Origin of the sequence: Methylobacterium iners (genome assembly GCF_022179305.1) — a bacterium.
Taxonomy (GTDB): domain Bacteria; phylum Pseudomonadota; class Alphaproteobacteria; order Rhizobiales; family Beijerinckiaceae; genus Methylobacterium; species Methylobacterium iners.
This window is the reverse complement of record NZ_BPQP01000023.1, coordinates 47147-70889: the sequence shown is the minus strand read 5'-3', so window position 1 is coordinate 70889 and position 23743 is coordinate 47147. Positions and strand designations below refer to the sequence as shown.

21 protein-coding genes are annotated in these 23743 nt (G+C 66.5%); 17 read left to right on the top strand and 4 right to left on the bottom strand.

Annotated features, from left to right (window positions below):
• Positions 1–48: 48 nt before the first annotated feature.
• On the bottom strand, positions 49–522 hold the full coding sequence (cueR, locus tag MFF55_RS08505) for a Cu(I)-responsive transcriptional regulator (RefSeq protein ID WP_238243652.1): 474 nt from the start codon (positions 520–522) through the stop codon (positions 49–51).
• Positions 523–607: 85 nt separating this feature from the next.
• On the opposite strand from cueR, the gene MFF55_RS08500 reads away from it, so the two are divergent.
• Both MFF55_RS08500 and MFF55_RS08495 read left to right on the top strand, forming a co-directional pair.
• Complete coding sequence (locus MFF55_RS08500) at positions 608–2998, top strand: heavy metal translocating P-type ATPase (RefSeq protein WP_283206714.1); 2391 nt, start codon at positions 608–610, stop codon at positions 2996–2998.
• Positions 2999–3172: 174 nt separating this feature from the next.
• Positions 3173–4645, top strand: a complete 1473-nt coding sequence (locus MFF55_RS08495; RefSeq protein WP_238243651.1) for a lipopolysaccharide biosynthesis protein — start codon at positions 3173–3175, stop codon at positions 4643–4645.
• A gap of 135 nt (positions 4646–4780) precedes the next feature.
• On the opposite strand, the gene MFF55_RS08490 is transcribed toward MFF55_RS08495, so the two are convergent.
• On the bottom strand, positions 4781–5668 hold the full coding sequence (locus MFF55_RS08490) for an outer membrane protein (RefSeq protein ID WP_238243650.1): 888 nt from the start codon (positions 5666–5668) through the stop codon (positions 4781–4783).
• Between the two features lie 378 nt (positions 5669–6046).
• Here MFF55_RS08490 and MFF55_RS08485 point away from each other — a divergent pair, with 378 nt between their 5' ends.
• Both MFF55_RS08485 and MFF55_RS08480 read left to right on the top strand, forming a co-directional pair.
• Entirely contained in the window at positions 6047–6835 is a 789-nt protein-coding gene (locus MFF55_RS08485) for a GNAT family N-acetyltransferase (RefSeq protein ID WP_238243649.1), read from the top strand.
• A gap of 813 nt (positions 6836–7648) precedes the next feature.
• Entirely contained in the window at positions 7649–8368 is a 720-nt protein-coding gene (locus MFF55_RS08480) for a GNAT family N-acetyltransferase (RefSeq protein ID WP_238243648.1), read from the top strand.
• A gap of 79 nt (positions 8369–8447) precedes the next feature.
• Here MFF55_RS08480 and MFF55_RS08475 read toward each other — a convergent pair whose 3' ends face one another.
• Positions 8448–9632, bottom strand: a complete 1185-nt coding sequence (locus MFF55_RS08475) for a GNAT family N-acetyltransferase (protein WP_238243647.1) — start codon at positions 9630–9632, stop codon at positions 8448–8450.
• Between the two features lie 722 nt (positions 9633–10354).
• Positions 10355–11077: a helix-turn-helix transcriptional regulator gene (locus tag MFF55_RS08470; RefSeq protein ID WP_238243646.1), complete on the bottom strand. Its 723-nt coding sequence runs from the start codon at positions 11075–11077 to the stop codon at positions 10355–10357.
• Between the two features lie 238 nt (positions 11078–11315).
• Between MFF55_RS08470 and MFF55_RS08465 the strand changes: the two genes are divergently transcribed.
• From MFF55_RS08465 to MFF55_RS08405, 13 genes are all read left to right on the top strand, one after another.
• A complete protein-coding gene (locus MFF55_RS08465) occupies positions 11316–11960 on the top strand; it encodes an acyl-homoserine-lactone synthase (RefSeq protein WP_238243645.1) in 645 nt (214 codons plus the stop codon).
• Between the two features lie 21 nt (positions 11961–11981).
• Positions 11982–12521, top strand: coding sequence for a lysozyme family protein (locus MFF55_RS08460; RefSeq protein WP_238243644.1), 540 nt, complete (start codon positions 11982–11984; stop codon positions 12519–12521).
• Positions 12522–12581: 60 nt separating this feature from the next.
• Positions 12582–12878, top strand: a complete 297-nt coding sequence (locus tag MFF55_RS08455) for a TrbC/VirB2 family protein (protein ID WP_238243643.1) — start codon at positions 12582–12584, stop codon at positions 12876–12878.
• 68 nt (positions 12879–12946) lie between these two features.
• A complete protein-coding gene (locus tag MFF55_RS08450; RefSeq protein WP_238243642.1) occupies positions 12947–13282 on the top strand; it encodes a VirB3 family type IV secretion system protein in 336 nt (111 codons plus the stop codon).
• A complete protein-coding gene (locus tag MFF55_RS08445; RefSeq protein WP_238243641.1) occupies positions 13275–15650 on the top strand; it encodes a VirB4 family type IV secretion/conjugal transfer ATPase in 2376 nt (791 codons plus the stop codon). The genes MFF55_RS08450 and MFF55_RS08445 overlap by 8 nt, the downstream gene beginning before the upstream one ends.
• Positions 15647–16339, top strand: a complete 693-nt coding sequence (gene virB5, locus MFF55_RS08440; RefSeq protein ID WP_238243640.1) for a P-type DNA transfer protein VirB5 — start codon at positions 15647–15649, stop codon at positions 16337–16339. Before MFF55_RS08445 ends, virB5 begins: the two co-directional genes overlap by 4 nt.
• Positions 16336–16620 carry an EexN family lipoprotein gene (locus MFF55_RS08435; RefSeq protein ID WP_238243639.1) on the top strand — a complete coding sequence of 95 codons (285 nt, stop codon included), beginning with the start codon at positions 16336–16338 and terminating at the stop codon, positions 16618–16620. The genes virB5 and MFF55_RS08435 overlap by 4 nt, the downstream gene beginning before the upstream one ends.
• 13 nt (positions 16621–16633) lie before the next feature.
• Positions 16634–17617, top strand: coding sequence for a TrbL/VirB6 family protein (locus MFF55_RS08430; RefSeq protein ID WP_238243638.1), 984 nt, complete (start codon positions 16634–16636; stop codon positions 17615–17617).
• A gap of 419 nt (positions 17618–18036) precedes the next feature.
• Complete coding sequence (locus MFF55_RS08425; protein WP_238243637.1) at positions 18037–18711, top strand: VirB8 family type IV secretion system protein; 675 nt, start codon at positions 18037–18039, stop codon at positions 18709–18711.
• The gene (gene virB9 / locus MFF55_RS08420) at positions 18708–19580 is read left to right on the top strand and encodes a P-type conjugative transfer protein VirB9 (protein WP_238243636.1); all 873 of its coding nucleotides are present in this window, start codon (positions 18708–18710) and stop codon (positions 19578–19580) included. The genes MFF55_RS08425 and virB9 overlap by 4 nt, the downstream gene beginning before the upstream one ends.
• Complete coding sequence (gene virB10 / locus MFF55_RS08415) at positions 19577–20743, top strand: type IV secretion system protein VirB10 (protein ID WP_238243635.1); 1167 nt, start codon at positions 19577–19579, stop codon at positions 20741–20743. Before virB9 ends, virB10 begins: the two co-directional genes overlap by 4 nt.
• Positions 20740–21828, top strand: a complete 1089-nt coding sequence (gene virB11 / locus MFF55_RS08410; protein WP_238243634.1) for a P-type DNA transfer ATPase VirB11 — start codon at positions 20740–20742, stop codon at positions 21826–21828. Before virB10 ends, virB11 begins: the two co-directional genes overlap by 4 nt.
• Entirely contained in the window at positions 21794–23725 is a 1932-nt protein-coding gene (locus MFF55_RS08405; protein ID WP_238243633.1) for a type IV secretory system conjugative DNA transfer family protein, read from the top strand. The genes virB11 and MFF55_RS08405 overlap by 35 nt, the downstream gene beginning before the upstream one ends.
• The last annotated feature ends 18 nt before the right edge of the window (positions 23726–23743 follow it).

The following is a 23743-nucleotide window of genomic DNA, read 5'->3' as shown; positions in this document are numbered from 1 at the left end:
GCCCTGCATAGGACGCACATTCGAGCGCGGGACCGGACCGGTCCCGCCTCAGTGCCTGGCACGCAACTTCCTGCGCGGTACCGGTGGTTCCGGGGCCGCCGGGGCGTCGCCCGCATGGCAGGCCGGGACGTTCGCACCGGTCTCCAAGCTCGCGATGATCGGGCAGTCCGGCCGGCCGTCCCCGTCGCAGGCATCAGCGAGCGAGCGCAGGGCATCCGCCATCTCGTTGAGCTGGCGCGCCCGCCCTTCGAGTTCCCGGATATGGGCCCTGGCGATGGCCTTCACGTCGGCGTTGCTCCGGCCCGGGTCGCTCCAGAGCCCGAGCAGAACCTTGATGCGCTCCAGCGAGAAGCCGAGGTCGCGCGCGTGTCGGATGAAGCCGAGCCGGTGCAGGTCGGTGACGCCGTACTCGCGGTAGCCGCTCTCCCGCCGGTCTGCCCGCGGCACGAGTTCGATGCTCTCGTAGTAGCGGATCATCTTGGCCGAGACCCCGGAGGCCTCGGCCGCCTGGCCGATGTTCATGGCAGTGAACCTTCCCACGTTGACTCTGCCATGATGGGAAGGTGCAGGACGGTTCACAAGCCCAGATCGAACGAAAGGTGCGCTGATGTCCGGACATGCCCACCACCACGGATCGGCCAGCGCCCACGCCGGCCATGACTGTTGCGGCCACGGCGCCGGCCTGGCCAACGACGACAAGGGGCAGGCCAAGGATCCCGTCTGTGGGATGGACGTGGATCCGCATTCGGCCAAGCATCGCGCCGAGCACGATGGTCGTCCGTACTACTTTTGCTCGAACGGTTGCCGGACCAAGTTCGAGGCCGATCCCGTCCGCTACCTCGATCCCGCTGGCGCTGAGGGTCCCGCCGGTCCGGTGCCGGACGGCACGATCTACACCTGCCCGATGCACCCCGAGGTCCGCCAGGTCGGCCCGGGGTCGTGCCCGATCTGCGGCATGGGGCTTGAGCCGGCCCTGATCGGCGCGGACGACGGGCCGAGCGAGGAGCTCGTCGACATGACGCGGCGGTTCTGGGTCGGGCTCGTCCTGACGCTGCCGGTTTTCGCGTTGGAGATGGGCGGGCATCTCACCGGCCTCACCGACCGCCTGGGCCAGCAGGCCTCCAACTGGATCCAGTTCGCCCTGGCCACGCCGGTGGTGCTCTGGGCCGGATGGCCCTTCTTCGAGCGCGGCTGGGCCTCGGTGAGGAGCCGCAACCTCAACATGTTCACCCTCGTCGCCATGGGCACGGGGGTGGCCTGGGCCTACAGCGTCGTCGCGACACTGCTGCCGGGGGTGTTCCCGGCGGCCCTGCGCGGCCAAGACGGGGCGGTGCCGGCCTATTTCGAGGCCGCGGCCGTCATCACCGTGCTCGTGCTCCTCGGCCAAGTCCTGGAGCTGCGCGCCCGCGAGAGCACCGGGGGCGCCCTGCGGGCGCTGCTCGACCTCGCGCCCAAGACGGCACGGCGCCTCCATCCGGACGGCACCGACGACGAGGTCCGCCTTGAGGATATCGGGGTCGGCGACCGCCTCCGGGTCCGCCCGGGGGAGAAGGTGCCGGTCGACGGCATCGTGATCGAGGGCCGCAGCGCCATCGACGAGTCCCTCGTCACTGGGGAGGCGATGCCGGTGACCAAGGACGTCGGTGCGAACGTCGTCGGGGGCAGCCTGAACCAGAGCGGTGCCTTGATCGTCGAGGCCCGCAAGGTCGGCCGCGATACGATGCTGGCCCGCATCGTCCAGCTCGTCGCCGAGGCGCAGCGCAGCCGGGCGCCGATCCAGCGCCTCGCCGACCAGGTCGCAGGCTGGTTCGTGCCGGCCGTGATCGGCGTGGCCGTGCTCGCCTTCGCCGTCTGGTTCGCCTTCGGCCCCGAGCCTCGCCTGACCTACGGCCTCCTGGCGGCGGTCGCCGTCCTCATCATCGCGTGTCCCTGCGCCCTGGGCCTGGCGACCCCGATGTCGATCATGGTCGGCGTCGGCCGGGGCGCGCAGGCCGGCGTCTTGATCAAGAACGCCGAGGCCCTGGAGCGCCTGGAGAAGGTCACCACGCTGCTCGTGGACAAGACCGGGACGCTGACGGAAGGCAGGCCGGCCGTGACCCGGATCATGCCGGCCGCCGGGTTCACGGAGGAGGAGATCCTGCGCCTTTCGGCGAGCGTCGAGCGTGCCAGCGAGCATCCGCTCGCCCTCGCCATCGTCGCCCATGCCGAGAGGCGGGGACTGACAACGTCGCCGGTCGCCGACTTCGATTCACCGACCGGCAAGGGCGCCATGGGCACTGTCGAGGGCCGTCGCGTGCTGCTTGGCAACGCACGCTTCCTCACCGGCGAGAGCGTGGCGACGGTCGATCTGGAAGCGGCGGCCGAGGACCTCCGGCGCGACGGGGCCACGGCGATCTTCGTGGGCGTCGACGGGCGCGTGGCCGGCGTGATCGCGATCGCCGATCCGATCAAGGCGACGACGGCCGAGGCGCTCGCCGCGTTGCGTGCGGAGGGCATCCGCGTCGTGATGCTGACCGGCGACAACCCGACCACGGCCCGCGCTGTTGCGGCCGAGCTCGGCATCGACGAGGTCGAGGCCGAGGTCCTGCCGGACCGGAAGAGCGACTTCGTGAGGATCCATCAGGCCAGGAGCGAGGTGGTCGCGATGGCGGGCGACGGGGTCAACGACGCCCCGGCGCTCGCCGCAGCCGATGTCGGCATCGCGATGGGAACGGGCACCGACGTCGCCATCGAGAGCGCGGGCATCACGCTGCTGAGAGGCGACCTGATGGGCATCGTGCGGGCACGGAGGCTCTCGCGGGCCACGATGGGCAATATTCGCCAGAACCTGTTCTTCGCCTTCATCTACAACGCCGCCGGGGTGCCGGTCGCGGCGGGCGTGCTCTATCCGTTCCTCGGTATCCTGCTGTCGCCGGTCATCGCCGCGGCCGCCATGGCGCTGTCCTCGGTCAGCGTGATCGGCAACGCCCTGCGTCTGCGCGCGGCGAGGATCGACTGATGGCCGGCTTGGGACGCGCGCCCGAGCGCGAGCGTGGCCGGACCTCGGCTGTCCGGGCCGACGCGGCGTCACCGACGGTTCCGGATCCCAGGGGCATGGAAGGTTCCGACGCAGGCCCATGGGTCGATGAAGAGGTCAGGACGTGAGTCCCTCCGATGAAAGCGGCGCACCGTGTTGATACGCCAGACGATCCTCTATCTGCCGGCGCAGCTCCTGGGACCGCTCATCCAATTCGGGACCGTCGCGGCCTGGACGCACTGGCTGTCTCCCACCGAGTACGGCGTGGTGACGCTCATCGTAGCGGCACAGGAGCTCATCTTCCTTGGCACCGTTTTCTGGTGGACGCATTACACCATGCGGTACCTCGGAAGCTTCGAGACGCCGGCCGACCAGGCCCGCTTCCATGGCACCGAGTCCTTCGTCCTCGCCGCGTCGGCGCTGCTTCAGGCTTCCTCGGCCGGTCTCGTCGTGATCCTGATGGATGCCGCGTTCACCTCCGGCTTCATGATTGCGACGGTCGTCTTCATCGTCACGCGGTCGATGTTGGTGCACCTCGCGGACCGCGCCCGCGCCGCGGGACGGATCTCGCCCTACACCGTTGCGAAGGTCGGCTCCGCCGCTCTCGGTCTGGCCTTCAGCTATCTTGCCGTCCGCCTGATCGAACCCACGGCGACGACGGTCCTGGGCGGGCTGGCACTGGCGCAGATCCTGTCCATAGGCCTTCTCTGGGTCCAGCTCGGATTGGGATTGTCGGTCCGCCCAGCACGGATCGATGGCGCGATCCTGCGGCTCGCCGCGACCTACGGACTACCCCTTCTCGCCAGCGGCGTGATCGGGTGGGTCGGCATCAACGGCTTGCGTCCCTTGGTCGACTGGGCCGCCGGGACGGAAGCGGTTGGTCTCCTTGCGGTCGGATGGGGCCTGGGACAGAGCCTCGTCTCCGTCGTGGCGCTCATGGTCACGACGGCAGCCTATCCGCTGGCGGTGAAGCACATGACCGCGGGCGCTCCGGAAATGGCCATCGATCAGCTGACGGCGAACGGCGCGATCCTGTGGGGCGTGCTGGCGCCGACCTTCGTCGGAGCCCTGATCCTCACGGTGCCTCTCGTCGAGCTCACGATCGGCACGCAGTTTCAGCCGATGACGAAGGTCGTGCTTCCGCTGGCCATCGCGGCGGCTTCGATCCGCAACATGCGCGCTCATTTCGCGGACCAGATCTTTATGCTCATGGCCCGGCCACGCCCCTTGCTGGCCGTCAATGCGGTCGAGGCGACCGCCACCCTCGTCCTTGCCTACGCCGGATTGCGCGTCGGCGGCCTAGCCGGGGCCTGCATAGGATGCCTCGCCGCCAACGCCCTCGGCCTGACGCTCAGCCTGACCCTGGGCAGGGTCAAGCTGGGCCTCCGGCTTCCGGTCGGCGCGGGGCTGCGCATCGCGGTCGCGGCCCTTGCGATGGGGCTTGTCGTCTTGTTGGCCGAAGCCGAGGCATCCGTCTGGTCGGTGATGCTGACCATCGTCGAAGGCGGCATCGCCTACGGGACCGCCTTGGCCTTGTTGTTTTGGCGGGAGCTCAGGGAGCTGAGGGCTTCCTACGGCAAACCAGGACCGCTTGCCGACGCGGGTCGGCTTTCCCGAGAAGCGTCATGACGGATCCGGCCGGGTGGCGGCGGGTCCGAACCCTTCCTCCGAGAAACCTTGGCTCCCGGGAAACCCCGGTGCGGTCCCCTACCGATTCCGATGTCCCGAGCGGCAGCATTCAGGGTGCCTGCGACCGCCCGGACCTCAATACTTGCTCGTCAGGGGGGGATGCGCGATGGGCAGGACGGGGGCGGACAGAAGCCAACGCAAGCCCAGCTTCACGTCGTGGGAGTCGGTGTTCTTGTACGTCAGGGCGTCGCAGGCGCCGCATTGTCCGGCGTAGTTGTAGACGGTGCCCGTCTTCGCGTCGCCGAGATTGAGGTAGCGATAGCCCAACTCCACCTTCAGCGCCGAGTTCACCTCGTAGCCGAGGCCGGCGTGCAGCGCCCATGCGAAGCTCGTCTTGGACCCCGACTTCGCGTAGGAGACACCCTGCGTGACGACGTTGGTGTCCTTGAAGTTTTCGATGGTCGCGTGGCTCGCCCCCACGCCCGCCCCGATGAAGGGCGAAACGCCGTAGTAGCTGCCGAGGTCCACGTAGGCGTTTGCCAGGACCACGACATCGCGCTTGGTCGCGATGTACTCATCGGTGCCGTACCCGAGGGGCAAGCTCGCGTCCCGGTAACGTTCGAGGCCGGTGAAGGTGGCTGCGCTGCGATACTCCCCGGTGACGTCGGCCCGGAACCAGCGGCTGAACTGATAACCCACGCCGAGCCCGGCGAACGGCGCGCCGGCGAAGCCCAGGTCAACCTTTTCGATGGTTCCGAGCGCGTCGAGGCTGTTGGACAGCCGCTCGACCCCTTGGTTGCTGAAGCCGACGTCGGCGCGCAGGTAGAAGCCCGTGCCCACGTCGATCTCGGGCGGGAGCGGACCTCGCAGCTCGGGCTCGGCTGGCCCGGGCCGAAACAGATCCGCCGAAATCGCCTGCGGCACGTTGACGAGCGTCAGGAGGACGACCGCGACCGTCTTGGATTTCGTATGTGGAGGCATTCGAGGTGGTCCCCGTGCAACGGTCCTGAGACCCGAACTCATGTTGTCGCATCGCCCAGTTACCGCTGGGTTAAGCTTAACGAGTTCCTTCGCCAGGACGCGCCGCGTGCGCCAGTCACGCCCGCGGAGCGGCGTAAGCGCTTCCGCGACCGAGGCGTGCCGGCTCGTCGGCCCACGGCTTCCGACGCTCTCCCCGCCACGACCGCCAGCGCGGTGGATGCGCCCGCCCTGTCAAAGGCCCGGCCGGGTCCTCGCGGATCCTGGTCTCGGGCCAGGACTCGCTGCCGCGAGCGCGACGCAGCAGGGGCGTCCCGAAGGTATCACCCTTTCCGGTCGGACCGGAGAATTAACGTTGCCTTAAGCATACCGGGTTTGGTTCGTGTTCGACGCCCGTCCGGCACGGGCTTGAGAACAGGTGCGATGGGCGCGATCCCCGCATATCGGCACGCTGACCCTGGGGATGCGGAGGCCATCGCCAACCTGATGCTCCACGCCAGCGGCGACATCTTGCGATTTCTGCTCGACGAACTTGCACCGGAACTCTGCCAGCGCGCGCTGATGACCTGCATGGTCTCTCGCCAGGATGGCCCTCGTTCCTACCGACGCTGCATCGTTGCGCAGGTGGACGGGGTCGTCGTCGGCGTGGCCAACGCATTTCCGGCCGCGGCGATCAGGCAGGACGCAAGTGCCATGGCCCCGACCGCGCGCGAGCGTTGGCTCGGGCCGCTTTCCGAGTTGCAGGATTGGAGCAGCCTCTTGCTCAACAGCCTTGCGGTCAACCCGCTCTTCCGATGCCTTGGGATCGGCTCGGGGTTGATCGGGTGCGTCGTGGCGCAGGCTCGGTCGGAAGGGTTCCCTGATCTCACGTTGCATGTCTGGGCGGACAACGCGCCCGCACGTCGGCTCTACCGCCGAAGGGGCTTCGAGGAGATCGCATGGGCCGATATCGCCGCGCATCCCGCGCTTCCTCACGAGGGCGGGAGCTTCCTGATGCGGCGGCCTTCGCATGACGTCGATGGGCGGGCAGCGTGCGGCCCGTCGCACGGCCGATGGACGCCCATCGCCATCGCGCCCGCCGTGACGCCGTGCGACACGACGAAACCGAAGACCTGCGCGGCTGACTTGGACTACTCAGTCTCGCGAAGGGAGACGCTTCCCGTGATCGCTGCGCAGCGATCAGACGTCGCTGGCAGTGCCGCTTCTTTCTAAATCTCGGGACATGGAAGTTCATCCCACCGTTCAAGATCTTTTGAAGGCTGGCCTGATCAGCAATGCAGACATTTCCAGTGCCGTGGAATTTTATCTGACAGATAAGCGTAAAAGCTCGTCTATTTCATGTGGGCACTACAGCGTTGACGTCGGTGCGGCGATTGCGGCCCATCCTTATTCGTCCAGATTCTTCGAATTGAACAGGGCGGGGAAAGCCGCACGTCGAGCGGCCGTGCGAAGGGCGATCCTACACGCGACGCCTGCCGAGGTTCGTCGAGACCGGACCTCTTGTCCCGACCGGTCCGGCGAGGATCCGGAACGCCGTTAATCGTTGTCGGGGAGGCACCGTAAGCGCACTTGCACCTTCGCGATCCATGACGTCGTCCGAGGCGGGTCATGCCTTCGGTCTCCAGGCACTGGTGCCCTACGCTTCGGCTACGGGTATGGAGGACGCCGCGCGGCGATAGGGCTCGAGGGTGGCGCGCCTTGCTCGATGCAGCTGGGGCTGCCCTGTCGACCTCTCGCCTTGCAACGAGCGGCTCAGCGACGACGAGCCGCCGCAAACGCGCTCGCCAAGCATCAAGCGCCCGGAGACGCCCCTACAGGCATGCGCCGCCTTCGGCCGACCTACCGGTTTGATAGTTTTCAAGGGCCGGGCCCTCGGAGCGCCCACTGAGATGCGACCTGAGCGGAGGCGGTCCGCGTGGTCGATGTCCTCGTGTCGCTCCTTGTCAGCTGCCGTAACGGATGCGGCTGCACGCCCGAGCGGGTATGGGGAGCGTACACGATGGCACCTGGGCCGGGAACAGGTCAATGACGTTTCGTGACGGCGGCGATGGAACCCCTCGGGAAGGCCTCGACCCGGCGGAAGGGCGGATCGCCCGCTTCGTCCGGAAGGTGAGATGGCGCCTCCGGGAAGGAATCTACGCGGGGCGGGTCTCGGTCGGGCTTCGGCGCGATGTCCACGCGCCGGTTGCCGTTCCCTCGGCGCGTATACCCCTAAGCCTACGGTCGTTCGAGCCTGAGGACTTGGCTTGGCTCTTCCCGGACGACGATACCGGAAGCGGCGCGGACGAGCGGGCGGATATCGCCTGGAGGCTGCGCATGGTCGAGCGGGGCGCCCTCTTCAGTCATTGCTTCGTGGCCATCGACGAGACCTCCGGCCGGCCCTGCCACGTCCAGTGGATCACCGAGGCCGGTTACGACGCCGCGATCCGCCGCGGCGGTGCGCTGCCAGTGCTCGGGCCGGATCAGGCAATGCTGGAGAATGCGTACACGCCGCCCCAGTACCGCGGCATGGGCGTGATGACGGCCGTGACAGCGATGATGGCGAAGCGCGCGGCAGATGTCGGAGCGCGCACGGTCATTGCGTTCGTCGACGAGGACAACGTCTCCTCGCTCAAGGGCGCCTGTAGGGCCGGCTTCAGGCCATACATGATCCGCGTAAGGCGGCAATATGCCTTCGGCCTGGTCCGCACGGCACGCTTCGATCCCCTTCCGGCCGATTACGCCTTCCCGCACCAGCGGCCCTGAGGGCGGATGTTTGGGAATGCGATAGGGGTCCGATTCCACATGGCATCGCCGGATGAGGTCCAAAGGCCGTCGACTTCCATCACGCCTTTGTTCGGCGTACGGCGCGCACCGCGATCCACTTCAGCGGCCGAAGAAGCTCCCAAACGGAAGTGCTTCTCATCCAAGCCATCCCGCGCTCGACGGCGAGGTAGATCCGTCCGCGCCGTGAGAGGCTGATCTCGACTCTGTGGAGCGGGATCCGAGTATCGCAGTAGTCGCCCTTGTATGCCTCGTCGCCGACGCCGAAATCGAAGGCCGCCATGCCGCGGGCGTGGCACCAGCGGATGAGGGCTTCGTGGTGGATGGCCCCGGGTGAGAACCTCTTCCAGTCCGCATCGTAGGTCGTGAGGATCAAGTAGAACCGGCCCTCGAGAATTAGGCCCCAGTGACAGGCGACGACGGCGCCGCCGACCGTCAAGGCGGACACGTGAACCGTCTCGGGGCACATCAGGCGCTGCGTCGCCGCGAGATAGAACGCGCGCTTTCCCGGCACCTCGAAACCGGGCACCCGGGTTCTCGCAAATTGCCGCGCCTTGCCCGTGAGGACCTGCTGCAGGAACGCCTCCGCCTCCGCGACAGACCCAGCGACCTCGAAGGCGATGGAACCCTGCCCGGACAGTTGGCGCAGAAGCCGGTTGCGGCGCTTCCGATGCGGCAATCGCGCCTCGATGTCCGCGTCCGATCCGGCCAAGCCCATGACGTGGCCGGAGACTGGAAGCGGAACAGATCCCGGCGGCACGAGGGGATTGGGCAGCGCACCCACTCGTTCGGGCATCCTGTCAAAGATGGCGGCGTCGAAGTCCGGCAGGGCGCGGACGATCATGTCCCAGATCTCGGACCAAGCGGCGGGATCGATGGCGTGGGCTGCCGGGAACAAGATCGGCTGATTATAGTCGACCACTGTGCCGTCGAGGAAGGTCAGGAGCCTAACGCCTCGATGTCGTTCGATGCCGAGCGGGAGCAGGACCAAAGGGCGTCCGTCAGCGTCGTAGACCCCGACGAAGAGCTGACAAGTTCGGCGGGCGCTGCCAACCGTCTCGAGCCAGATATCGATAAGCTCGGCGCATTGGAAGATGCTGCAGGCGGCCTCCCTCATTCGGAGGCGACGCGGCCAATGATCGTCGAACGCTTCCAACGCCGAGCTGACGCGAATCCGGAAACGCACATTCTCGATGTCGGCGAGGTATTGGGTTTCATGGCCTACACGCATCACGAGGCTGGTCACGTATCAGCGTCGCGTTGCCGTCGCGCCGCCACATTCGGCCGATCCGAAAACCCCATTTTGACCCGCCTACCTATTTTTCGATGCTTGCGACGCATCAGAGCCTTCGTGCTACGCCAAGCCAACAGCGAGAGCCTGCGTGTGAGAGGACCTTGATGCTTCCATTGCCAGCAACCGGCATTGTCGTCAGGCCTCGCCGGGAACCAGGCGACCGCCCATCAGAGGACTGAAGCTCGGGTGCTGGACGCGGATCAACACCATCTTGAACAGTCGCTCGTGCGCGTGTCCTATAAAGCGTTTGACGACGCTAGTCGGATCAATGCCTCTCGACAGCCGGGCGGAGGACGTCTGCGAAGAGCTTCTGGAGTTCGCGCCATACTGGCGAGCGGTCCGCCTATTTGGTCGACCGCTTCATCGTGCGAGAGGAAAGCGAGCCAGACCTCCTGAGGGCCGTGCCCGCCTATATAAGCTTCGCGAAGCTGCGAGGAATGCCGCAACGCACGGATGGCTAGAATCGACGAATGTAGTTGCTAGGTGTGGTGTCATTAAGATCCGAGGCATCAGCCCGCGCAGGTAACCGCAAATGGACATGAATACGATTAGTGAGGGCTGTAGACGAATTCGGTAGCCGCCGAGTACCGCATCTGCCTGATCCGTCGTGCTTTGAGTGCCCAGCCTACAAGTAGCATCAAACTGCGGCAAGTCTGACCATGGCGGCGGGGGGCTCAGGAGATCATCCCCTCCCTTAGCGCCAGAGCGACCGCATGCGTCAACGATTGCGCACCCAGCCTGCGCTTCGCTTCCTCGTGATGATGCTGCACGGTGCGTGGGGTAAGGTCGATGGAGCGGGCGGCCTGCTTGGCGGATTGGCCTTCGGCTGCTGCGAGCAGGCATGCTCGTTGCCGCGGCGTCAGGTTCCGTTTTGGATGCTCGGGCATGAAGCGCTCGACACGCCCGGCGAGTTGATTGTGAAGATGGAGACCGCACACCTGCACGTAAAATTTCAGTTCCTCGGCACGCCGGAGCAACGCGGGCGAGACTTCGTCGGTAGAGAGGGTGAACAGGGCCGTCCTTCCCTTCGGACCGCGGAACGGCACTGTCAGGCCTGACACGATTCCGAAGCTCGCCGCGTCGTCGAACAAGCGGATGGCGGCTGCATCCGCGGGCCGGGCGGAGTCCAGAGCTCCCCAACAGAAGGGAACCGTTTGCCGCCGTGAGGCCGCCACGACGGGATCGACCCTATCGTAGCCGCTGCTGAGATAGTGATCGCTCCAGATCGCCGGATACGTGCTCATGACGTCCGGTTTGCCATCTCCGACGCTGAGATAGGTGAACCAGCGGAACCCGAGCGCATCACCCAATCGGCTTGCGGCACTGGCGAAGGCGACCTCTTCGGAAGCCGTGTGGAGGGCATCCAGGAACTCTTGAATTACATCCTTACGCGCCATCAATCCCCCTCGGCCTTGCTTGGGCCGTCCGTTGTCCTTCGTGTGCGGCCGCTCCGAGCGATCGCCTCCGCTCCTTGCAACCGGAAGCGGCCGATCAATCAACCTAACCGGCCGGCGCACGCCGCAATCGACAGTTCGCTGCGGCGAATGCGCAACACCTGTGGTTTTCACCAGGTATCGGAACTCCGGCCTCTTCTGGTCTGCTCGTGGCATCGATCAGCCACCAGCGAGAATTCTGATGCAGTTGAGCACCTTGACCCTGACCCGCCACGTCTTTGGCCGCCACCTCGACTTGGTCGCCGGGATGCATCGGTTGCGCGGCCGGGTCTTCAAGGATCGGCTCGAATGGGACGTCATCGTGTCGGGCGATATGGAGATCGACCGCTACGACGCGGAAGACGCCACCTACCTTCTCGTTGTCGCGGAGGAGAGTGAGGTCGTCGGACATGTCCGACTGCTTCCAACGCTCGGGCCCAACATGCTCGCCGACACCTTTCCCTTTCTGGTGGGCGACGGCGAGGCACCGCGCAGCCCTGGGATCGTCGAGAGTTCCCGCTTCTGCGTCGACACGAGCCGGGTGAGGGACGTGACGGGGAATGGAACCCGGCGCGCGACCACGCTCCTGTTCGCCGGCATTCTCGAGTGGTGCCTCGCTCATGGACAGCACACCCTTGCCACCGTCACAGATACCCGCATGGAGCGGATCCTTCGCCGCTCCGGCTGGCCCCTGCAACGCCTCGGCACGCCGCGCCGGATCGGCTCGACCGACGCCGTCGCCGGGCTGCTTCCGATCACGCGCGAGCATCTCAGCGCGTTTCGCGAAGTATCGCGCGAGACGATCCGTCCGGCCGCCATCCGTGGATTGTTGAAGCTGGCGGCGTGAAAGCAGGAAAGGACCCACGCCATGCTGGATGTCCTCGCCCTCACCGCCCTGATCGGACAATGCGCGCCCGGTCAGGCAGCCGCACCGCTGATTGCCATCGTGCGCGAAGCGAGCGGGTTCGAGCCGCTGGTCCTCTCAACGATCCAGAGCGGGCGTCCCCTCTCGCTCCAGGCCTTCTCGAAGGAAGAGGCCGTCGCCCTTGCGATGGAGATACGGGTGGCGGGCCAGCGTTCCCGGCTCGGGCTCGCCGGTATCAACAGCTATGCTGTCGAAAGACTCGGCGTGCCGATCGGCGACGTCTTCGAGCCCTGTACGAACCTCCGCGTAGCTGCCCGCCTGATGAAGGAGGACCCCAGCGCGCTCCAGCCTCTGGGTAGAAGGAGCGGTCTCCCATCCCCGCCCCTGGCGGTAGCATCTCCGCGTGCGAACCGGCCGACCCCATCGGGGGCCGTCCCAGCGGATCCGGAGCCCATGCAGCCCCCCTCAGCGGTCGCCAGGGCTCGGGACGTCTACGGGCAGGCCAAGATCAGCACCGCGCTCGTCTACCCAACGTCCGAGTAGCGGCGGCAACGCTCCGTTTTCCCTGAGCCCATGTGCCCTTCCCTTCCGACGAGGACTCCCATGTCGCAAACCTATCGCCATGCCGCTTGCCTCGGGCTCACCGCCGCCCTGGTGTGCCTGGCCTTAGCCGAGCCCGCCTCTGCGCAATCCCTCGGTGGTGTCGAGAAGGTCCTGCAGAACATCGTCGACACGTTGACGGGCAACGTCGCCAAGCTCCTCGCGACGCTCGCCGTGATCGTTACCGGCATGGCCTGGATGTTCGGCTACCTCGACCTGCGCAAGGCTGGCTACGTCGTCTTCGGCGTCGCGATCCTGTTCGGCGCGTCCGAGATCGTCTCGACCATCACCGGCAAGTAGACCACCTCAGGCCGCCGTGATGCGGCTTTGCAATCACCACTCCTCCATTCCCAAACCTGGATTCCGGCATGTCCGACGAACGCCTCGTCGAGGACACCCTGTTCCTCGCCTGCACCCGACCCGCGATGCTCATGGGGGTCACCATGGAAGCCATGGGCTTGAACATGATCTTTTCCTCGATCCTGTTCATCCTCGCCGGCTCCCTGCTCTACGGCCTCGTGGCGCTGCCGATCCATCTCGCCTGCCGGCTCATGTGCCGGTACGACCCGAACCAGTTCCGCATCCTGTTCGCCTGGTTCGAGACGCGCGGGCGCCACCGCAACGTCGGGCTGTGGGGCGGTTCGTCCTGCACGCCCCTTCCACTCGTTCGCCGCTACCGGCCGGAGGAACTCGCTCATGGCTAGTTCAGCTACGCAGCGCCTCAAGCTGCGCGAAGTCGGCCCGGCCGCTCACCTCCCCTACCTGCGTCACGCGACCGAGCATGTCGTGACGATGACTACCCGAGCCCTCATCACCTGCGTGCGGATCGAGGGGGTCTCATTCGAAACGGCCGACCCGGCTGAGCTCAACGACCTCCACGCCAAGCTCAACCTCGCTTTGCGCAACGTCGCGGACGAACGCCTCGCGCTCTGGACCCATGTCATTCGCCGGCGCTCGCAGGATTATCCGATTGGGCGCTTCCGATCGGACTTCGCCCGTGATCTCGATGCGGCCTACCGCAAGCGGCTCATCGCACAGGACCTTTATCGCAACGAGCTGACGCTCACCCTTGTCTGGCACCCCGGCCGGGATCCAGCGGAGCGTGCGGTCGGGCTGCTGTCTCGCATCGGCCGCACCCGGGCCGCCAACGACGAGCTCGATAGCGGAGGCCTGAAGAAGCTCGAGGACGCCACGCGCGACGTCGTGGCGGCGCTCGCTCCCTACGGACCCTGCCGGCTCGGGCTCTACGAGCGCGGCGGAATCGTCTTCTCGCAGGTCAGCGAGTTCCTGCATGAACTCGTCTCCGGCGAAGCCCTCCCCGTCCCGCTCGTTCACGGCCCGATCGGTCCGGCGCTCTACACGAACCGCCTGATCTTCGGCCGCGAGGCCGTGGAAATCCGCGGCGCCGGCCGTTCGCGCTTCGCTGGGATGTTCGGCTTCAAGGAATACCCGGCGACGACGAAGCCCGGCCTCCTCGACGGCCTGCTCGCCGCCCCAATGGAACTCGTCGTCACGCACTCCTTCGCCTTCCTCTCGAAGCACGAGGCCAAGGCTGTGATGACGCGCAAGCAGAACCAGTTGCTCTCGTCGAACGACCCGGCCGCGAGCCAGATCGTCGATCTCGACACCGCCCTCGACGACCTCGAATCCGGCCGCTTCGTCATGGGCGACCACCATGTGTCGGTGCTGCTGCGCGCGGAGAGCCCGGCGTCTCTCCTGGAGACGATGGCGCGCGGGAGGCGCATCCTCGCCGAAGCCGGTGCCGTCGTCGCACGCGAGGATCTCGGCCTCGAAGCGGCCTACTGGGCGCAATGCCCGGGCCTATTCCGCTACCGGGCTCGGGCCGGCGCCATCACCTCGCGCAACTTCGCCGCCCTCTCGCCCTTTCACACCTATCCGTCAGGGCAAGCGGACGGGAATCATTGGGGTGTCGCGGTTGCCTGTCTCAAGACAACATCGGGTGCGCCCTACCACTTCTCCTTCCATGTTGGCGATCTCGGCAACACCTTCGTCTGCGGGCCGTCGGGATCGGGCAAGACGGTGTTCATCGCTTTTGCCCTCGCGCAGGCCGAAAAGCTCGGTTGCCAGTTGGTCCTGTTCGACAAGGACCGCGGCGCGGAAATTGTGATCCGGGCGCTTGGCGGAACCTATCTCGCCCTTCGCGTTGGCCGTCCGACCGGCTGCGCACCCCTGAAGCATCTCGACCTGACGCAAGAGAATCTCGCCTTCCTTGGACGGCTCGTCCGGCAGCTCGTCTCAACCGAGGTCCGACCGCTCTCGACGGTTGACGAAGGCCGGATCGACGCGGGGCTTCTCGCGCTGCGCGATCTGCCAAAAGAGGAGCGCTCCTTTTCTGCCTTGCGGGTTTTTCTGGGCCAGCGCGATCCGGAGGGCATCGGCGCCCGTCTCGAACGCTGGTGCGAGGGTGGCCCACTCGGCTGGGTGCTCGACAACGACGCCGACGCCATCAGCCTCGACGCGACGGCGCTCGGCTTCGACATGACCGAGGTCCTCGACGATCCGCTGATTCGCACGCCGCTGATGATGGTGTTGTTCCACCGGGTCGAAGCGCTCATCGATGGGCGGCGCATCCTGATCGCGATCGACGAGTTCTGGAAGGCGCTCGGCGACGACGCCTTCCGAGCGCTCGCCAATGACGGCCTGAAGACCATCCGCAAGAAGAACGGCGCGATGCTGTTCGGCACGCAGTCGCCGCGCGACGCCTTGGCGAGCCCGATCGCCCACACCATCGTCGAGCAATGTCCGACCCAGGTGTTCTTCCCGAACCCTCGGGGCCAGGCAGCGGATTACGTCGACGGCTTTCATCTCAGCCGGCGCGAGTACCGCCTGGTCAAGGAAGACCTCTCGAACGAGAGCCGGCGCTTCCTGGTCAAGCAGGGACGGCATGCCGTCGTCGCCGAGCTCGACCTCACCGGGATGGAGGATCACCTCGCCGTTCTGTCGGGTCGGACTGCGACGGTCGAACTCGTCGATCGGCTTCGCTCCGAGCTGGGCGAAGACCCGGCAGCTTGGCTTCCCGCCTTCCACGTACAGCGGAGCAACCTTCGATGAGACGTTTCGCGCGACTGACGGCATCACTGGCCCTGGTCTTGGTGACCGTACCGGCCACAGCCTTCGACATCGTCTACGACCCCACCGCGGTCGCCAAGCTCGTCGATCAGGTCCAGCAAATGGAGAAGCAGCTCACCGCGCTGAACGATCAGCTCACCCAGGCTAAACGCCTCTATGACAGCTTCAACAAGCTGACCAATGCAGGCGACGTTGCGGGCCTCCTGAACTCGACGCAGTTCCGCAAGTATCTTCCCGCCGAGTTCTCGCAGATCGAGAGCCTCGTAAACGGATCGGGCTCTGGAACCTTCGCGTCCTCGCTCGACAGCTACCTGACCCAGAACCGGGTCTACACTGCCAATCCCGGTAATGCCTTCTACGCAACTGAGCTCGACCGCATCGCGCGCCAGACCGGCACGAGCCATTCGATCGGGCAGGCCGTTTACGACACGGCGGCCAAGCGCGTCGACGAACTCGACAAGCTGCGCCAGCAGATCGGGCAGGCGCGCGACGTCAAGGATGTCCTCGACCTCTCCGCCCGCGTCCAAGTCGAGTCGACGCTCCTCCAGAACGACGTGCTGCGCATGCAGGGTCTCGCGATGGTCCAGCGGGCGCAGGGCGAGATGAACGGGCAGCGCGAGCGCGAGCGCGGCCGCCAGCTCATCGACGAGATGAAGGCGGCGGTCCGATGAGCCGCCCTGCCCTCGCCTTGGCCGTGCTGACCGTTGTCGGCGCCTGCAACGATCCCGCGCCACCCGCTCAGCCGACACTCAGCGATGCGAGCCGGAAGTCGAAGTACCGCACGGTGCTGCAGTTTCTCGAGAATCCCGCAGCGCTCGACGAGACCTGGGCGCGCTGCAGAAACGACCCAGGCGGCATCGGCGATACGCCGGAGTGCCGGAACGCAGGCCACGCCAAGGAGCGGATCATGATGCTCGGGCGCGAGCGCGCCATTCAGAGCCTCAGGAACTGAACAGGAGATCCGCATGGCGATCCAGGTCTTCGACGAGTTTCTGCGCGAGTTCGAGCAGCCGATCACGCGGTTCGTCTCGGATTCGGTGACGAACCTGACCTCGGCGGTCAGCGGGCCGCTGCGCGTCGGGCTGATGCTCTACATCGTGCTCTACGGCATCGCGATCATCCGCGGCGGCGTGCGCGAGCCGGTCATGGATTTCGCCTGGCGCTCGGTCCGCCTCGTCGCCATCGTCATGCTCGCCACCAACGCCGCCACCTTCCAGCAATACGTCACCGACCTGTTCAACGACACGCTGCCGCGCGAGATCGGCAACGCGATCTCTGGTGCCGGCCTCAACATGAAGTCCGGCCAACCCTTCGATCAGCTCTTGAACAAGGGGATCGAGGTCGCGACGAAGATCTACGAGCAGGCAGGACTGACCAACATCGCTCCTGCGCTCGTGGCTGCGATCCTGATGGTGTTCACCGCCGCCGCTGGCTTCCTACAATTCGCAATTATGCTCTACGCCAAGGTCGGCATGGCGCTGGTGATCGCGCTCGGACCGATCTTCGTCGCGCTCGCTCTGTTCGAGGCGACTCGCCCCTTCGCCGAGGCTTGGACGCGTCAACTCGCCAACTTCGTCGTGCTGCAGGTCCTCGTCATCGCGCTCGTCGGGTTGATGCTGACCACGGTTGTGCAGTTCGTCGACAAGTACGGCGCCAACGCCGCAACCGGCGGCCAGCTCATCGTTGGCGCGGTGGCGATCAGCGCCATCCTGGGGCTCGCCGCCTACGTCGCCCTCCAGTTGCCCGAGATCGCCGGGGCGCTCGCCGGCGGCGGGGCGTCGCTCGCCGGCCGCGCCATGAGTCGGAGCCTGACTGCAGCCGCATTGACCGGCGGCACAGCCGCGGCGGCCGGCGCCTATGCGGGCTCGCGCGCCGCCGCACGGCAGTCGGCTGCGGCGATCCGGACCGCGCGGTCCGGCGGCATCATCGAACGGAACCGGGCCGGGTAGCGAAGGGCCTCGGCGTCGACCGCAAACCAGGAGCCCGCCGCAGAGCTGGGCCCAGCAAACAGGGGACAGACTCATGCAACGGATCATGATGGCAAGCTTGGTCGTGATCGCGACCGGGTGTGGAGGATGTACGAGCGTGATGGGGCCGACGCCGGCGCCGAGTTGCGACGGCGGGGCGCGCCGCCCGCTCAACCGCTCGATGTGGGACTGGGAGGGAACGAGGCCGGGGGTTCCCGTCGCGAGCGCGATCACGTCGGTCCCGAGCCAGGCACCGACATCGGCTCCCATCCCTTCCAGTGACCCGGTCATTCGCAAGGGCGAAGCGGTCACCCCCGAGCGCGTCGGAGAGGCTCGTCGACGAGCGGTGCCAGGCTTCGACGTTGCCGCATCTCTGCAGCCCTGCACCGGCGAGGTCGATCATGGTTGAAGCGAGCGATCTCAAAACCTACTTCGCGCGCGCCCGGCTCTGGGAGCAGGATCAGCTTACCGCCGCACATCGTTCCAAACGGCTCGCCTGGGGTGTCGCGACCGGCGCCTGCCTGCTTTCCGTCGTCTCCGTCGGCGCGGTCGCGGCGCTGAGTCCGCTGAAGAGCGTCGAGCCGTTCGTCGTGCGCGTGGACAACGCGACCGGCATCGTCGACGTCGTCTCAGGGCTCGATGCCGGCCCGGCCTCCTACGACGAGGCCGTGATGAAGTACTTCCTCGGCCAATACGTCCGAATGCGCGAGGGCTACAGCTTCGTAGAGGCGCCGGTGAACTTCCGCACCGTCTCGTTGCTCTCGAGTGGGCCTGAACAGGTCCGGTTCGCGACGCTCTACAAGGGCTCGAACCCGGAGAGCCCGCAGGTCGCCTTCGGCCGGTCTGGCATCGCGGAGATTCGCATCAAGGCAATCTCGCTGCTCGGGCCGCACCTCGCCTCGGTCCGCTACCTGCGCGAGAGCCGGCGGGGCGACGAGACCAAGGTCTCCCACTGGATCGCCACCCTCGCCTTCGGCTTCGAGCCACGGGCGAAGATGTCGACGAGTGACCGGTTGGTGAACCCGCTCGGCTTCCTCGTCTCCGAGTATCGCTCCGACCCGGAGGTGGCCCCATGAACCGATTGGGCCTTCTCCCGGCTGCGCTACTCGCGGGCGCGACGCTGGCCGCGCTCACGGCCCCTGCCTCGGCTCTGCAACATCCGCAAGCCGGAAGCCGTGACGCTCGCGTGCGGAATGTCGTCTACGATCCCTCGAACGTCGTGAAGGTCAACGGCGTCATCCGCGCCTCGACGCAGGTAATGTTCGCCGAGGGCGAGGAGATCGCGCACGTGGCGATCGGTGACTCCGTCTCCTGGGAAATCGCACCGGCCGGCAACATCCTGTTCCTCAAGCCCCGCGAGCGGCATCCCGCCACCAACCTGCAGGTGGTGACCACACGCCGCGACGGTCGCAAGCGCTCCTACCAGTTCGAGCTCTCGATCAACGAGGGCTCGCTGGCCGAGAGCTACTTCGTCGTCCGGTTCTCCTATCCGGAGGACGAGGCAGAGATCCGGCGTGCCGAAGCCTCGCTGCGCCGCTCGGCCGCGGAAGCCGGAGCGGTCGACCAGACCTTTGCGCTTTCGGACGCGGCCGGCCCGCGCAACTGGCGCTACTCGGCACAGGGCGCCGCCGCACTCGAGCCGGACGGCGTCTACGACGACGGCCGAGAGACCTACCTGCGCTTCGAGGGCAACCGCGAGGTGCCGGCCATCTACCTTGTTGCGAGCGATGGCACTGAGAGCCTGGTGCCCAAGGATGTGCGCGGTGAGCTCGTCGTTGTTCACGCGATCGGCCGGGAACTCCGCCTGCGCCAGGGCTCGCAGGTCACCTGCCTATTCAACGAGGCCTTCGACGCCGTCGGGGTGAACTACGGCACCCGGACCACGAGCCCGGCCGTGATGCGCACGGCACGGCGGCCGAACCGCAGCCAGGGAGCAGCACGATGACCGACCAGCACGACGCGCCATCCCTCGACGTCCCGGATCGGGCGATCACACCAGTCGCCGGTGCGGCCGACGCCCGTCCGGCAAGCGGTCGCAAGGTCGCCGGCACCGTGGCGCTCGTCGCCTTGTGCGGCGGATTGCTCTGGGCGAGCTGGAAGCGGGCGCCAGCGGAGGCCGAGGCCCGCACGAACCCGACCATCTCGGTCGCCAGCAGCTTCGAGCGCCTGCGCGAGCCGCCGAGTGAGCCTGTGCAGACGGCAGCGCTGCCGGTGCCCTCGCCGCCCCCGGCGCAGCCGGCACGGGTCGAGCGCTCGCAGGCCGACGATCTCCTGGAGAGCAGCCGGCGCGCGCCGGTGCTGATCTACAACCGGCCACCGCAGGCAAGACCGGGATCGGCAATGACCGGCTATTCGAACGATACGGCAGGCCCCCTGCCCTACGGATCAGGCTACGGTACGCCCGAGCCCCGCAACGAATTGTCCGATAAGCTTCGCCCCACCCCGATCGAGGGCGTCCGGGCAGCGCGTTTGCCGAACCGCAATCTCCTTGTCGCGCAAGGCGCCGCCATTCCCTGCGTGCTCGAGACAGCGATGTCGTCGGACGTGGCTGGCTTCGTCTCCTGCGTCATCTCTCGCGACGTCATGAGCGACAACGGCCATGTCGTGCTCATGGAGAAGGGCACCCAGGTGGTCGGCGAATATCGCGGCAACGTCCGCCGCGGCTCGTCACGCATGTTCGTGCTCTGGAGCAGGGCGAAGACCCCGACCGGCGTCATCGTGAACTTGGCTTCGCCGGCGACAGACGCGCTCGGCCGGGCGGGCTTCGACGGCGAGATGGACAACCACTTCCTCGAGCGGTTCGGCGGCGCCCTCCTCCTCTCCATCGTTGGCGATGCCGGGCAGATCGCCGGACGCCAGCTCTCTGAGGGCGGCCTGCAGATCAACACCGCCCAGAGCGGCAGTCAGTCGGCGGCGGCGATAGCTACGGAGAACTCGATCAACATTCCGCCGACGCTCAACAAGAACCAGGGTGAGCTCGTCTCCATCTTCGTCGCCCGCGACCTCGACTTCTCCTCGGTCTACGCCTTGCAGGTGGTTGGGAGCCGGACTGAGCTTCTGGATCGTGCGGCCGGCCTCGCGCCCGCTCGCCCGGTGTTCAAGCCATGACCGTCGGTCTGATCGGTCGTCCGAAGGCCCCTCCCCTCTTTAACGGGGAACGCAGCTCGGTCTCCCTCGGTGACACATCGAGCGCGCAGCAGCGGGTGCTGGAGCGGTATCTGGCGCCACTGAAAGCCTTCCTTGCCGACGAGCGGCTGAGCGAGGTCGTCGTCAATCGTCCCGGCGAGGTGTTTACCGAGGGACCAGAGGGCTGGACACGCCACGAGGTTCCTGCGCTCTCAGGCGCGCACCTTCAGAATCTCGCGCTAGCCGCCGCGGCCTATACCCGCCAGGACATCGCACCCGACCATCCGATTGTCTCGACGACGCTGCCCGGCGGCGAGCGCTGCCAGATCGTGGTGCCCCCGGCGGTCCCGGCAGGCACGGTCAGCCTCACGATCCGCAAGGCCGCCCGCCTCCCAATGACCCTCGACGAACTCGAGCGACGTGACCTGTTCGGCGAGGTTCAGCCCGCGGCCGGTATCCTCTCGATCGAAGAAGAGGAACTCCTGCTTCTCCGGGACGGCGGCGCTTGGCGCGCTTTCCTCGAGCTGGCGGTTCGGACCCGGCGCAACATCATCATTTCGGGCGCAACCGGATCGGGCAAGACCACGCTCGCCAAGGGCCTCGTCGCCTGCATCCCGAGCCATGAGCGCATCCTCACGATCGAGGACACCGCCGAACTCACGGTCCCGCACGCCAACCACGTCCGGCTGCTCTATGCCAAGGACGGCCTCGGTATTGCCCAGACCGGTCCCCGTGAGTTGCTCGAATCGTCGCTGCGCATGCGCCCTGACCGCATCCTGCTTCAGGAGCTGCGCGACGGCACCGCCTTCTACTACCTACGCAACGTGAACTCCGGCCACCCCGGCTCGATCACCACGGTCCATGCCGACTCCGCCCGCCTCGCCTTCGAGCAGCTCACGCTGCTGGTGAAGGAGAGTGCCGAGGGTCGCGAGCTCGCACGCGACGACATCCGCAACCTCCTGAAGCTGACCGTCGATGTCGTCGTTCAGATGACCCGCATCGAAGGCCGATATCGCATCTCGGAGATCTACTATGAGCCTGACGCCAAACGGCGATTGGCGGCATAAGCTCGCTCTCGGCATTGCCGCCGCCATCATCGCGGTCGCGCTCTACCTGTTTATCGCGTCAAACGTGATGCTTCTAGGACTGCGCCGGCACGATGGCAGCCTGCACCTGGTGTCGGTCGTCGAGTACGGCTGGTTCTACGGCCACGAACCAAAGGTGGCGCGTTGGGTCCGCCTGAGTCTCATTGGGACAGGGCTCGTGTTCCTGTTTGGAATCGGCGCCGTCCTGCGCGCACGACCGCGCCCCCTGCACGGTCGGGCTCGCTTTGCAACCGATCGTGAAATTCAACGCGCCGGTTTGCGGGTCAAGACCGGGATCCTGCTGGGCCGCAAGGGCGGGCAACTCTTGACCTTTCCGGGCTCGGAGCACGTCGTCGTCTATGCCCCGACCCGGTCTGGCAAAGGGGTCGCGGTCGTGATCCCGAACCTGCTGAACTGGCCAGGGTCGGTCGTGGTGCTCGACATCAAGAAAGAGAACTTCCTGCGTACGGCCGGCTTCCGGGCCGCGCATGGTCAGGAGGTTTTCATCCTCGATCCGCTCGATGCGGAGGGACGCACGGCCCGCTACAACCCGCTGACCTACGTACGGCGCAACCCGATCGACCTCTACGACGACCTCCAGCGGGTCGCCGCCATGCTCTATCCCGCGAGTGCGCAGGAAGACCCGTTCTGGGCGAAATCGGCGCGGGCGGCGTTTGTCGGCATCGGCGGCTACATCGCCGAGACGCAGGGGCTGCCCTTCACCATCGGCGAGATCCTGCGCCAACTGACCGCGGAAGCCGACCCGAAGAAGCATTTCACGGATGTCATCCAGAAGCGGAAGCTCGGGGACGCGCCACTCTCCACATCGTGCGTGACGGCACTCAACGATTTTCTTGCGACTTCGGACAACACCTTCTCGTCGATTCGAAAGAGCGTTACTGCCTCGCTTGAGATCTGGCTAAACCCCCGCATCGACCTCGCGACGGCCGAGAGCGACTTTGATCTGCGACAGCTCGTCAAGCGACCGATGTCGATCTACCTCGCCGTGACACCCGACAACTTGGCACGCCTCGCGCCTCTTCTGAACCTATTCTTTCAACAAGTGATCGACCTTCAGACCCGCGAGCTTCCCAAGTCGGCTGTTCATGAGCGCGATCCCACCCGGCAGCTTTTGCTCCTTCTCGATGAGTTCCCGGCCCTCGGAAACGTCGCGGTGCTGGCCAACGCTGTCCCCTTCCTCGCCGGCTACGGCATTCGTCTGCTCACCATCCTCCAGAGCCCCTCGCAGCTACGGGCGATCTACGGACCCGACGTGACCAAGACGTTCATGACGAACCACGCCGTCGAGCTCGTCTTCCGGCCCAAAGAACAGGACGTCGCCGAGGAGCTCTCACGACGGTTCGGGGTCGATACCGTCGAGGGCCGGACGCGCAGCCGCCCTTGGGGCTTGCACGGCGGTCGGCACGGCCGCAGCGAGACGCTGTCCGACCAGGCGCGACCATTGATGCTCCCGCAGGAACTCAAACTCGCCGACGCGAACACGGCGTTCATCCTGATGGGCGGTCTCGCACCGATCCAGGCCGAGAAGATCGTCTACCATGCCGACCCGTCCTTCACGGTGCGCCTCGTGGCTCCTCCGGACGTGAAGCCCTTGGTCTCCGGTTCGGCACCCGAGATGATCCATCTTCATCGCCAGGTGCGCCGGCTCTCAGCGACGGTAGCCGAGCTCTCGGCCACGATCCGGATGCGGCCCGTCACGGATGAGGAAATCCTCGATCCCGATCAGATCCCCGTGGAGGCGTTGACGATAGATTTTACGGAGGTCGCGATCGAGCGCGAGCACCTCTCCGACGCGGATCTCGAGGCCTTCGCGCGTGGGCTGATCGATGGCGCTCTCGATCGACCCGCGGCGGCGTGAGCGGAAGGGCCTGATATC